Below are 12744 nucleotides of genomic sequence, written 5' to 3' on the forward strand. Positions count from 1 at the left end.
TCCGATACATCATCCGATACATCATCCGATACACCATCCGATACTTCCTCGGTTACAGTTTCTGTAATACTACTGTCATCTTGATTGTTGCAGGCTATAATAGTTAAAAGTATAATAAGTAGAATACTGTTTTTCATATGTGTTATTTAAAAGCAGTGTGTTCACAGATTTTTATCTGCTTGTTTATATACGCCTTAGAATAACAAATAGTCTATATATCTTTAATTTATCTTTTGTCAACTAGTTTAACTCGGGCGGTTTTCTGTGTTTAGTGCCCTGTTCATAAGAATACGTAAGTCCTATCAAAATTGGTTCGTCGTACATTCTGCCTAAAAATTGGAGTCCCGATGGTAAATTTCCACTTGTAAACCCCATAGGCACTGTAAATGCAGGTTGACCGGTATGCGGACTAATTATCTGACTATTATCTCCTTTGTATTCCTTTTGAAATTGATCAATTGGGGCTGGTGGGTTGTTCCATGATGGGTAAACAATGGCATCTAGTTTTAAAGAATCCATTACATTTTCAATAGCTTCCCTAAAAGCTATCCTACGTATATCTGTGTAGGCATCTAAGCATGGGATTTCTGAATCTTCCCATCTGCCCGAGTGTGCCGCGTTTCTAACTAATCTTTCTCCAGCAAAATCAGATGTACTGCCAACAGCAATAATATCTTCGATAGTTTTTAAAGAATCATTTTTAACGTAGTCTTCTAAAAAGGTTTCTACATCTGTTCTAAATGTTGCACACCATTGGTTCTGACTTAAATCTTGAAAACGGGGAACGACAACAGAATCTATAACCGAAGCACCTAAAGAGTCTAACTGTACAAGGGCATTATTAAATAGTTTGGTTATTTCAGGGTGGGGGTTATCTTCACTTAATGTTCTAAAAACACCTATTCTAGAACCTTTAAGTGCATCTTTATTAAGAAACTGCGTATAATTTTCAGGTTTTTTACTTTCTGAATATTTTGTAAGTGGATCCTTAGCGTCTATGCCTGCAATGACTTCTAATACCTTGGTAGCATCTTCAACTGAACGGCACATTGGTCCTACTACATCATTTCTTAAATAAAGCGGAACAATAGCACTACGACTTACCAAACCTAGTGTTGTTCTAAAGCCTACCAGGGCATTATGGGAAGATGGTCCTCTAATAGAATTCCCCGTATCTGTACCTAGACCTATTGTGCCAAGATTAGCAGCTATGGAGGCGCCAGTACCACCACTGGATCCCGCCGGCACATAATCTGTGTTATATGGATTTCTAGTAGTACCGGCAGTAGAACTTTCGCTATGCATTGGGCTAAATGCCCATTCTGCCATGTTAGATTTTGCTATGATTATAGCACCTGCATTGACCAGTTTTTCAATAATAAAGGCATCTTCCTCTGGTATGTAGTTTTGTAAAGCCAAAGAGCCTGCCGTAGTTGGTAAACCGGCGGTATTAATATTATCTTTTACAATTAGGGGAATACCGTGCAACGGACGTAAAACTCCTGTACTTGCATATTCTTCATCAAGAGATCTGGCAATGTTAAGAGCATTTTCATTTATTGTGGTAAGAGCATTCGTTAAAGTGTCATATTTTTCAATTCTATTTAAATATGCTTGTACTAATTGTTGGCTATTATAGGTTTTGGCTTCATACGCTTTATGAATGTCAGAAATAGTCAGTTCTTCAATATCAAATTCTTTGTTTTTTGTAATTTTTTCATCAGAACAACTGAATAAAACTATACTGATAATCAACAAATAGTAATTGAATTTAAAATTCATAATGTAGAAGATTTTAAGTTTATGTCAATTTACGTTACCAATGAAAATTGAACCTTCTACTAAAATAAATAATATAGGCGGGGTTTGGTATTAGTGTTATAATTGCAATGAAAGTTTTGTCATTTCTATATTTTTAGGTCTATTTTTGAATGTAAAATGCCGTACAAGCCTTGTTGTACGGCGTTTTATATAAAAGTATGTTTTCTCTAAAATATAGTATTATGCCAAAAACAGTGTTATTTGGTAATTAGTCAATCATATCAAAACCACAATAAGGCACTAAAACATCCGGAATTTTAATTCCGTCTGCAGTTTGGTAGTTTTCCAGTATTCCGGCCAGAACACGTGGTAAGGCCAAAGAGCTACCGTTTAATGTATGTGCCAATTGGTTTTTACCGTTTTCATCCTTAAAACGTAGTTTTAATCTATTAGCCTGGTATGTTTCAAAGTTAGAGACAGAGCTAATTTCTAACCATCTATCTTGTGCAGTTGAAAATACTTCAAAATCAAAAGTTAGCGCAGCGGTAAAGCCTAAATCACCACCACATAGTCTAAGAATACGGTATGGTAATTTTAATTCTCTAAGAATATTCTTTACATGCTCAACCATGCCATCCAATGCTTCGTAAGATTTTGTAGGGTGTTCTACACGTACAATTTCTACTTTATCGAATTGGTGTAAACGATTTAATCCGCGTACATGTGCCCCGTAACTACCTGCTTCTCTTCTAAAGCAAGGTGTGTAGCCGGTATATGTTATAGGAAAATCGCTTTCGTTTACGATTGTATCCCTAAAAATGTTGGTTACAGGTACCTCTGCCGTTGGTATTAAATAAAGATCATCTGCAGTTACATGGTACATTTGACCTTCTTTATCCGGTAATTGACCGGTGCCATAACCAGATAGTTCGTTTACCAAATGTGGCACTTGAATTTCTGTATAACCAGCCTCGGTATTTTTGTCCAGGAAATAAGCAATTAAGGCACGTTGTAAACGAGCGCCTTTTCCTTTGTAAACTGGGAAACCTGCACCGGCTATTTTAACACCTAGTTCAAAATCTATAATGTCGTATTTTTTTGCCAGCTCCCAATGTGGTAAGGCACCTTCTGTTAATTTAGGTATTTCGCCTTCACTGAATATTTCTTCATTGTCCTCTTCTGTAGAACCTTTTTTAACAGATAAATGTGGGGCGTTTGGTAGTTGGTATAGCAGTGTTTGTAACTCTTCTTCCGCTGAGCTTAGCGCTTCACTTAACTGCTTTGATTCTTCCTTTAATTTTACCGTTTGTTCTTTAAGGACATTGGCTTCCTGAGCTTTTCCGGTTTTGTACAATACGCCAATTTCTTTGGAAATTTTATTCGATTCTGCTAATACATTGTCCAAACTTGTTTGGGCAGCACGTCTATTTTCATCTAATTGAAGCACTTTTTCAATTAAAGGCAGTGCGTCAATGTTTCTTTTTCCAAGGGCAAGGATAATATCTTCTTTATTATCTCTTATGGTCTGTATTTGTAACATTGTAAAAATCTATTTGACTGCAAATTTACATTAATCCTACATTTATAATGGGCACTTTTAGGTACTAAAAACGTATAGAATTATTTTTTAGGCTTTTCAAGGTTAGACGGTAGGATCCAGTCATGGTGTTTTGTTCTGTACCAAGTCTCGGCAGCTAAATCCGTACTGGAATCTATAAAAGGAACATAAGGTTTGCGGTTAATACTGATTTTTGAATTTTCTATATATACCGAAACATTTCTGTCTTCTTTTTTAAACTCCTTTTTTAAGTATTGGGCAAACTGCCATGTAAAATCTGGATAGGCAAATATTTTCCGTTCTTGGCTTTTAGATACAAAATCTTTAGGTTTTATGATAAATACTTCTTTAGTGTCCTTGTCAACTACTTTAAACCTGCCTTTGCCTTGTCTGCTGCGTAGCATCATGCGCCAGCTCATTCTATGGCCTTCTTCTGTCCAAAGAACATTGTCGTTAATTGCATGGTGCCTTACTGGTAGCAGTAATTGAATGATAAAATATACAGTAAGGCCTGATAGAAGTGCGTTTTTGTGTCTTGGAACAATTAGTTCTGACGAAGTATACGGTCTCTTAGATTTGAAAAATATCTTGCGAATAGTTTCTGGTTCAAAAAAGAATACGCTAAAGGCAATGGATAGGTAGGGGAAAATGCCGATCTGAAATATAATAGAATTGAATAGATGAAAGAACAGTGAAAGAAAGAATGCAATTTTTCTTGTTGGTTTCCAGAGTAATGCAGGTACAATAAGCAAATCGAACAAAATACCAACAGATCCAATGATACTATGGATCCATGGTTCTTGTAAAATATTGCCTATAAGCCAATAATTTTTTTTTGAATGCATTAAAACGGCTATGGTGCTGAAGTCTAACCAGTCTCCATATAATTTTGCTACCGAGGCATAAACGTAAACGATGAAGAGTTGTAATACTACTATCCATTTTATATAGGCGTACATGGAATTACTTTCCAGTTCCGGATTTATTTTTACATCATACGACCGACTTCTCTCCGCTGGAAAAAAACACATGATCAATGAAATAAGTATAAGTAGGTAGTAGTGGTTGTTGTAAGCTGTTTTTTGCATTAAATAGGTAACCGTCCATAATACGGTAAACGATATAATACTGGCTCGGTATTTAAATCCAATGGCAATAAAGAGACCAAGTAGCCCCATCAGTACAAAATAAAAATACATGCCGTTGCCGGGCAATGGCCGTAAAAACTCAAAATCAATGAAAGGGAACGTGTATTTGGGTGAAATTAAATTTCGGTTTACCCAACCTGTAGCAATAGCTCCAAAACATTCTAGGGAAATAAGAATACCAAAAAATATACGGAAGATAATTAATGGGCTATTATCTATACGTTGAAATAATAACCTGTTGAGCATAATTACCGATTAATGAATTGTAAAGATTTTTCTTTGTCCCTTGCCAACTGTGTTTTAAGGGCATCAATAGACTCAAATTTATGTTCATCTCGTAAACGAACCAAAATATTTACTTGAATTTTTAAGTCGTACAGATCTGCATCAAAATCGAAAAAATTAATCTCTATAGACTTGTCCGTGCCATTTACGGTTGGGTTGTACCCTATATTCATCATTCCATGAACAACTTTGCCGTTCAGGAAACTATTTACAATGTAAGCCCCGTTTTTAGGTATTAGCTTATAATCTTCGGCTATGGACAGATTTGCCGTTGGGTAGCCCAACTGTTTGCCAATGCCTTTACCTTTAACGATGGTTCCTGTAAGCATATATTCGTAGCCAAGGTAGCTGTTTGCTGTTTCAATATCACCGTCTTCTAGCGCTTTTCTAATTTTTGTTGAACTTACGGATACATCGTCAATTTCTTGAGCAGGAATTTCATCGACCGTAAAATCATAAGTGCCGCCAAAAGTGATCAGGTCTGATATATTGGCATTTCTATTGCGGCCAAATCTATGGTCATAGCCAATGATGACTTTTTTGATCTTCAAAGTGTTTACAAGCATATCTCGAACAAATTCGGTTGCCGTAAGTCTAGAGAATTCTTTGGTAAACGGGTGAATAATAAGTATATCAAGACCTAATTTTTCCAAAATGCCAATTTTTTCGTCTATCGTATTCAGCAATTTTATATTGGTGTCTTTTTGTAACACCATTCGCGGATGCGGAAAAAATGTAAGTACCGAAGATTTCAATTCGGTATTCTTGGCATGATTTATGATTTTGTTAAGTATTTTAAGGTGGCCTATATGAACCCCGTCGAACGTGCCTATGGTAATGACCGTAGGATGTTCTTCTTTGTATTTAGAAATGTTGCGGACTGTAATCACCTATGATAGAAAATAAAAAGACTTATATTTGATTTTGAGTTAAAAGCCTCTTAATGATTGCAAAATTACGCCTTGTTTTTACAATTACCATAGTATTTCTTTCCTTTTCCGGTTTAGCTCAAACTGCTTATTGGAAAAATTCGGAATTGAACAATACGGCCAAACAATTCACTAAGCAACAGTTGCGAGTAAATAAAGGAACTGCTTTTAAGCTTGATCAGCAACAGTTTTTACGGTCGTTAACAAAGAAAGAAACATCTAAGATTGTTTATTTTCCGGATGAAACGGGAAAGCTAATTCCTTTTTTGGTGGAAGATGCCCACCTTTTTTCTAAAGAACTTGCGCTTAAATATCCATCTATAAAATCATACAAAGGTGTTGCTTTGCATGATGCTACCAAGCAAATTAGATTTAGTGTTTCTGATAAGGGAATACAGAGTACCATGATGACTTCTGGTGAAAATGGAGCGTTGTTTATGCAAAAATCTGCCGATGACACCTATATTTTGTACCGCAGGACAGAGCAAGATGAACGTGATGTGGATTTTGTATGTAAAACTATGCCAGAGGTCAAAGAATATTCACAAAACCTTACCGCAAAACTTGTAGATGATCAAACATTGAGAAAGTTTAGGGTTGCCATTTCAGCATCGGGCGAGTATACCGAGTTTCATGGTGGTACAAAAGCAGATGCCCTTGCGGCAATTAATGCTACCTTAACCAGGATCAATGCAATTTTTGAGCGTGATTTGGCAATAACCCTGGAGTTAATAGCCAATACCGATCTTGTAATCTATACCAATCCGGATACGGATCCATATACAGGTAGTTTAAGTAGCCAAGTACAAAATACATTGACCAGCGTAATAGGTGAGGCCAATTATGATATAGGACACCTCTTTAATCAACAGAATAATACTTTGGACGGTAATTCTGGGTTCATAGGTGCTGTCTGTATAGATAGTAGAAAGGGCAGTGGTTATACCACATTGTCCTCTCCCGTGGGCGATGCTTTCGATATTGATCTGGTGGCACATGAAATGGGACATCAGTTTGGGGCAAATCATTCTTTTTCACATATATCTGAAGGTACAACGGTACAGGTAGAACCTGCTAGTGGAACCACTATTATGGGTTATGCCGGTATTACGGGGGTAAATAATGTTGCTTCTAACAGTGATGACTATTTTCATTACGTGAGTATTGTGCAGATACGTGATTATCTTGAAACGGTTTCATGCGGTGAGACAGAGGTGCTTGTAAATAATCCGCCAATAATTTCTCCGCTAACAGATTATAGCATACCCAAAGGAACTCCTTTTGTTCTTACGGGCGAGGCAACTGATGTTGATGCCACAAACGTATTAAGCTATACTTGGGAGCAAATTGATAACGGTATAGTTACCCAAGCTACATTTGGTCCCGATAATCCTGCCGGGGCAAATTTTAGGTCATTACCGCCAAAACTGACTCCAGAAAGATATTTTCCTAGTTTAAAAAGAATCTTAAATGGAGAGCTTACGCAAACGGTACCTTCCTCTGGAACTGCTTGGGAAACCCTGGCCAATGTTGGTCGCGATTTAAATTTTTCATTGACCGTTAGGGATAATGCTATAAACGGAGGGCAGTCAGCTTCAGATGAGATGACGGTGTCCGTAATCAATGAAGCCGGTCCGTTTTTAATTAATTCTCAAAGCACCGAAGAATCTTTTGAGGCAGGTACTGTGCAAACTATTACTTGGGACGTAGCCAATACCGATATATCACCTATAAATGCCCAAACTGTTTCTATATACTTATCTACGGATGGTGGTGACACTTTCCCGATCGCTTTGGAAGAAAATACGTTGAACGATGGCAATCAGGCTATAATTATACCCAATATTGCAACAAGCGAGGGGCGTTTTATAATCAGGGCAGATGACAATATTTTCTTTGCGGTCAACGATGTAAACTTCTCTATTACACCATCAGAAATTGTATTGGACTTTGACGAGGTTGTTTTTGATATCTGTAAGCCGGACGATCTTAGTGTCGATTTTACATATGAAACGGATCTGGGATTTAATGAAGAGAGTACTTTTAGTGTGCTTGATCTGCCTATAGGTATGACCGCGACCTTTACACCTGCAGTCGCAGATGCGGATAATACCTTGGTTTCTATTGATTTTGAGGGTGTTTCTGCGGTAGATGCAGGTATATATCCTGTAAGGGTCTTGGCAACTGCAGAAACGGTAACCAAGGAAATCATGCTTCAGCTGAGAATTTATGATGATGATTTTGAGGAGGTTGCTCTGATTTCGCCTATTGATGGATTTGAAAATGCCTCTACCGATGTTTTGTTGGAATGGGAAACTTCTGTAGGAAATACGTTATATGATATAGAAATTTCAGATGATGCCGCATTTACGAATATTATAGAATCAACTACCGTTAGCGGTAGTTCGTTCTCGCCCACACAAATAGATAACAACAGTACTTATTTCTGGAGGGTTAAGCCAAAAAACGACTGTGGGGAGGGTGTATTTAGTGCTTCATTTAGTTTTTCTACGGTGCAGTTTAACTGTGCTACAAAAAGTGCTACAGGTATGCCAATTGCCATTTCTAGTAGTGGTACACCGGTAATTACCTCTAAAATCGTTTTTCTTGAAGATTTGCCGGTTGCAGATATTAATGTACAACTTGATATAGAACATACATTTTTGGCAGATTTGGTAGTAAGTTTAACCTCACCGGCAGGTACTACCGTAATACTGGTTTCTAATTCTTGTGGAGATTCAAGGGATATCAATGCGTTGTTCGATGATGATAGTCCTGCATTTACATGTTCGGTAAATCCAGGTATTAGTGGTTCCGTAAAACCATTGGGTAGTTTAAGTTCTTTCAATGGAGAATCCATACTGGGCGAATGGATTTTGGAAGTAAAGGATAACGCTCCTTCTGACGGTGGTAGTTTAAACTCATTTTCTATTGAGGCCTGTGTAGAGGGTGTGTATAGGCCAGATGCCGATAATGATGGTGTTTTTGATGATGGTGATGATCTGTGTTTGGGTACACCGGCGGGTCAAGAAGTAGATGCTTCAGGTTGTTCTATTTACCGTTTTCCAGTAGAGAATTTCATAATCAGTCTAGAAAGTGAGACCTGTAGTAATAATAATGATGGTTCTTTGTCAATAGTTCCAAAATTGGCTCTTGATTATGAAGTTGTAGTGTCAGGTAATGGTTTAAGTCTTACACAGAGTTTTTCAAATGCCTTTAATTTAGCCAATTTAGAGTCTGGCGTCTATATCTTATGTATAACGGGTACTGATGGCATAGTTGCATATCAAGAGTATTGTGTTGAGGTGCAGATTACAGAGCCATCACCGCTAAGCGTAACCTCTAAGGTGGCAATAGATGGCTCTCAGGTAACATTGGAAATGAAGGGTTCATCATTTTACACGATAGAATTGAACGGTGTAGCGGTACAGACCGAAGAATCGATCGTTGCGTTAAATCTGGAAAAAGGATTGAACACATTAAAAGTGTATACGGATATACCTTGCCAAGGTGTCTATGAAGAAAAAATTGGTTTTTATGCAGAGCCTATTGCGTATCCAAATCCTGTGAAAGATATTGTAGAGGTGTATTTAGGCGTTGAACAAGAAGAAGTGAATGTCAGCATTTTTAGCGCCGATGGAAGATATATTTCTAATAAATCGGTTAAGGTTACCGGTGGTGTAATGCAGTTAGATTTAAGTTTGCTCTCTACGGGTATTTATTATTTAAAATATGAGGGTAGAACAATTAATGGAACTTCTAAAATAATTAAGGAATGATGCGTTTTGTAGCACTTATTATATGTTTGTTCTTGGCCGTAACCAGCTGTAAAAAGAAAAGCGCCGCGAACCCTCCGGAAGCTGTTCTTTTGGTGTTTCCAGAAGAGAATTCCGAGTGTACTACAGGTGTTAGTTTAGGTGAGGAAACCAGTCAAGTAGAGTTTAGGTGGAATTTGGCAGATAATACGGAAACCTATGAGCTGCGTGTTACCAATATAGCAACAGGTACGGTTCAGACTATTGTATCGGCTTCTAGTTCGGCTAGATTACCTTTGGCCAAAGGGGAGCAATTTTCATGGTTTGTACGCTCTAGAAATAGTGAGGTAGAAGAAACGGTCTCTAGTCAAGAGTGGTATTTTTATAATGCTGGCTCAAGGTCAACATTTGCACCTTTTCCCGCAACTATAATAACGCCTGCTTCGTCGGATAATGTTTTTAAAGATATTAATAACGAAGTAGAGCTATCATGGTCCGCATCTGATCTAGATGACGATATTGTAGGTTTTGAAGTATATTTTTCGGTAGAAACACTGCCAATAGATTTAATTAGAGAGCTATCGTCAACAGAAACAAGTGTAAAGGTTTCCGTAACTACGGATACTGTTTATTACTGGAAAGTCATTGTAATTGATGAAGAAGGTAATAGATCGGATACCGGGGTGTATAGCTTTAAGGTCCTCTAAGAATTATTGAATTGGTTCATAGTTCTTGCAATTCCTGCAAGGGCAAATGAATTTATGATTTCAGTCGATTTTTCTAAACGTTCTGGTAGGAGCGCTTTTTCTTCATCGTTCCATTTTCCTAAGACGTATTCTACCTGTCTGCCTTTGCCAAAATCTGCTCCTACACCAAACCTATACCTATTGTAAAGTATTGTTTGTAGATAGAGCTCTATGTCCTTTAATCCGTTATGACCTCCATTACTACCCTTGGTTTTAATGCGAATAGTGCCAAAAGGTAGATTAATGTCATCTGTTATCACCAAAACATTACTTTGAGGAATTTTTTCTTTATCCATCCAGTATTTTAAAGCTTTGCCACTACGGTTCATGTATGTAGATGGTTTTAGGCATATGATCGTTCTGCCTTTTACTTTGTAGGATCCTATGTCGCCAAGTTTAGCGGTTTCAAAGGTAAAGTCATTTACTTTGGCAACTTCATCAAGTACTTTAAAGCCTATATTGTGTCTTGTTTCAGTATATTCTTTTCCTATATTGCCAAGGCCAACGATTAAAAATTTTTTCATGTGGTCTTTCTCTTCGGTAATTATGTTCTTGTCGTTAAAAAATGATTTTAAAAACTGAAACATTGGTAGTTTAATTTAGGTTGCAAAAATACAAAAGCATCCTGATACAAGTACCAGGATGCTTTAATGTATAATTTAGACTGTTAAGACTATTCTTGAGCAGCTTCTTCAGATGCGCCTTCTGCACCTTCTGCACCTTCTTCTCCATCTTCATCTTCATCGTCTGTAACAACAGCAGTACGAGCAGTTTTAACTTGTACAACAACTTGACTTTCTGGATGTAAAATTGTGAAATCTTCACTCATAAGAGATCCTACGGAAATGTTTTGACCGATTTTCAATTTAGAAATATCGACATTGAAGAAATCTGGTAATTTGCTTGGTAAAGCTTTAATGGCAAGTTTACGTTTTCTGAACAATAAACGGCCACCGTTACGTACACCTGGAGAATTTCCTTCTAATGTTACAGGAATATTCATAGTAACCATTTTGTCATCGAATAATTGATAGAAATCAATATGGATGATGGCATCTGTTACAGGGTGAAACTGAATATCTTGCATAATGGCTTTAACCGAAGCTCCACCATCTAATTCAATTGCAACTGTGTGTGCATTTGGAGTGTAAACCAAATCTCTGAACGCTAGTTCATCTGCTGAAAAGTGTAATGGTTTATCCCCTCCGTATACCACGCAAGGAACCTTTCCAGCATTACGTAGGGCCTTTGTTGCCTTTTTGCCCACGCTTTCTCTTTCTGATCCTTTAATTGTAATTGCTTTCATTATATATATTAAAAATTAATATTCTTGTTTTGCTTCTAACTTACATTAAGAACTTAGAAGAAATAGAGTTATTGTTATGAACCTTGTCCATTACCTCTGCGAATAAATTTGCACAGGTCAATACTCTTACTTTATCACTCTTAACCTCTACCGGTATAGAATCCGTAATGATCAACTCGGTCAGTTTTGAGTTTTCTATTTTTTCATATGCGTCACCAGATAAAAGACCGTGAGTTGTAATGGCCCTAACACTAATGGCGCCACGCTCCATCATTAAATCTGCTGCTTTTGTCAATGTACCTGCGGTATCTACCATATCATCCACAAGAACCACGTTTTTGCCCTGTACGTCACCAATCAATTCCATGTGCGATATTACATTGGCTTTTGCCCTTTGCTTATAACACACTACAACATCACTATCTAAAGCTTTAGAATAGGCGTAGGCTCTTTTAGAACCTCCCATGTCCGGTGAAGCTATGGTTAGGTCTTTCAAACCTAAACTTTTTAAGTATGGTAAGAAAAGTGTTGAAGCGAACAAATGATCTACCGGTTTTTCAAAGAAACCTTGAATTTGGTCTGCATGAAGATCCATGGTAATAATCCTGGTGGCACCTGCCGTTTCAAGCATTTTTGCAACAAGCTTTGCCGCTATAGGTACTCTAGGTTTATCTTTTCTATCTTGTCTTGCCCAACCAAAGTATGGCATTACTGCTGTAATATGTCTTGCAGATGCTCTTTTTGCGGCATCTATCATTAACAACATTTCCATTAAATTCTCTGGACCTGGGTGTGTAGAACCTATAATGAAAATTCTTGTTCCACGGATAGATTCTTCGAACGAAGGTTGAAATTCTCCATCGCTATAACGAGAAAAAGATATCTTGCCTAATTCAGTTCCGTAAGCCTTGGCGATTTTTTCGCCTAAGATTTCACTTTGTGTACAAGCAAATATTTTCGGTTGAGGAACTTGGTATGGCATGTCTTTCTAGTTGTTTTCCAAATAGTTGGTTCAATAAAATATTGAGGCTTTTATTTTAAGAAGGTGCAAATTTAAAAATTAAATTTGGTTGCTAATGCATAAATCTTGATATTTTTGGTGTTGAAAAGAAAATAATTATTTAGTTTTGCAGTCCTGTTTTGACAGTGTGCCGGTTTTATCTGGTAAATTATGCTCGAGTGGCGGAACTGGTAGACGCGCTGGATTCAAAATCCAGTTCTTCGGAGTGCGGGTTCGATTCCCGCCTCGAGTACTT

At 37.3% G+C, this 12744-nt stretch carries 9 protein-coding genes and 1 tRNA gene; 3 read left to right on the forward strand and 7 right to left on the reverse strand.

Annotated features, from left to right (window positions below; genetic code table 11):
• Positions 1-240 precede the first annotated feature (240 nt).
• The 4 genes from QZ657_RS12445 to QZ657_RS12460 all read right to left on the reverse strand — a co-directional run bounded on the left by QZ657_RS12445 (position 241) and on the right by QZ657_RS12460 (position 5642).
• Positions 241-1782, reverse strand: coding sequence for an amidase (locus QZ657_RS12445; protein ID WP_291967238.1), 1542 nt, complete (start codon positions 1780-1782; stop codon positions 241-243).
• Positions 1783-2029: 247 nt separating this feature from the next.
• On the reverse strand, positions 2030-3301 hold the full coding sequence (serS, locus tag QZ657_RS12450) for a serine--tRNA ligase (protein ID WP_291967240.1): 1272 nt from the start codon (positions 3299-3301) through the stop codon (positions 2030-2032).
• Positions 3302-3381: 80 nt separating this feature from the next.
• The gene (locus tag QZ657_RS12455) at positions 3382-4713 is read right to left on the reverse strand and encodes an HTTM domain-containing protein (RefSeq protein ID WP_291967242.1); all 1332 of its coding nucleotides are present in this window, start codon (positions 4711-4713) and stop codon (positions 3382-3384) included.
• 2 nt (positions 4714-4715) lie between these two features.
• The gene (locus QZ657_RS12460) at positions 4716-5642 is read right to left on the reverse strand and encodes a bifunctional riboflavin kinase/FAD synthetase (RefSeq protein WP_291967244.1); all 927 of its coding nucleotides are present in this window, start codon (positions 5640-5642) and stop codon (positions 4716-4718) included.
• A 53-nt stretch (positions 5643-5695) separates the two neighbouring features.
• On the opposite strand from QZ657_RS12460, the gene QZ657_RS12465 reads away from it, so the two are divergent.
• Positions 5696-9460, forward strand: a complete 3765-nt coding sequence (locus QZ657_RS12465) for a reprolysin-like metallopeptidase (RefSeq protein ID WP_291967245.1) — start codon at positions 5696-5698, stop codon at positions 9458-9460.
• Complete coding sequence (locus tag QZ657_RS12470; protein ID WP_291967247.1) at positions 9457-10143, forward strand: hypothetical protein; 687 nt, start codon at positions 9457-9459, stop codon at positions 10141-10143. The genes QZ657_RS12465 and QZ657_RS12470 overlap by 4 nt, the downstream gene beginning before the upstream one ends.
• On the opposite strand, the gene pth is transcribed toward QZ657_RS12470, so the two are convergent.
• The 3 genes from pth to QZ657_RS12485 all read right to left on the reverse strand — a co-directional run bounded on the left by pth (position 10140) and on the right by QZ657_RS12485 (position 12470).
• A complete protein-coding gene (gene pth, locus QZ657_RS12475; RefSeq protein ID WP_291967249.1) occupies positions 10140-10769 on the reverse strand; it encodes an aminoacyl-tRNA hydrolase in 630 nt (209 codons plus the stop codon). The genes QZ657_RS12470 and pth overlap by 4 nt on opposite strands.
• A gap of 86 nt (positions 10770-10855) precedes the next feature.
• Complete coding sequence (locus QZ657_RS12480) at positions 10856-11488, reverse strand: 50S ribosomal protein L25/general stress protein Ctc (protein WP_276471337.1); 633 nt, start codon at positions 11486-11488, stop codon at positions 10856-10858.
• 40 nt (positions 11489-11528) lie between these two features.
• The gene (locus QZ657_RS12485; protein ID WP_276471338.1) at positions 11529-12470 is read right to left on the reverse strand and encodes a ribose-phosphate pyrophosphokinase; all 942 of its coding nucleotides are present in this window, start codon (positions 12468-12470) and stop codon (positions 11529-11531) included.
• Positions 12471-12661: 191 nt separating this feature from the next.
• On the opposite strand from QZ657_RS12485, the gene QZ657_RS12490 reads away from it, so the two are divergent.
• A tRNA-Leu gene (locus tag QZ657_RS12490) sits at positions 12662-12741 on the forward strand.
• The last annotated feature ends 3 nt before the right edge of the window (positions 12742-12744 follow it).

Source organism: Maribacter sp. (assembly GCA_020629415.1).
GTDB classification, from domain to species: domain Bacteria; phylum Bacteroidota; class Bacteroidia; order Flavobacteriales; family Flavobacteriaceae; genus Maribacter; species Maribacter huludaoensis.

Bases quoted from the DNA above. Each gene is read 5' to 3' on its own strand.
- QZ657_RS12445 (WP_291967238.1), bottom strand. From the start codon at position 1,782: ATGAATTTTAAATTCAATTACTATTTGTTGATTATCAGTATAGTTTTA.
- QZ657_RS12465 (WP_291967245.1), top strand. From the start codon at position 5,696: ATGATTGCAAAATTACGCCTTGTTTTTACAATTACCATAGTATTTCTT.
- QZ657_RS12470 (WP_291967247.1), top strand. From the start codon at position 9,457: ATGATGCGTTTTGTAGCACTTATTATATGTTTGTTCTTGGCCGTAACC.
- serS (WP_291967240.1), bottom strand. From the start codon at position 3,301: ATGTTACAAATACAGACCATAAGAGATAATAAAGAAGATATTATCCTT.
- QZ657_RS12485 (WP_276471338.1), bottom strand. From the start codon at position 12,470: ATGCCATACCAAGTTCCTCAACCGAAAATATTTGCTTGTACACAAAGT.
- QZ657_RS12455 (WP_291967242.1), bottom strand. From the start codon at position 4,713: ATGCTCAACAGGTTATTATTTCAACGTATAGATAATAGCCCATTAATT.
- pth (WP_291967249.1), bottom strand. From the start codon at position 10,769: ATGTTTCAGTTTTTAAAATCATTTTTTAACGACAAGAACATAATTACC.
- QZ657_RS12480 (WP_276471337.1), bottom strand. From the start codon at position 11,488: ATGAAAGCAATTACAATTAAAGGATCAGAAAGAGAAAGCGTGGGCAAA.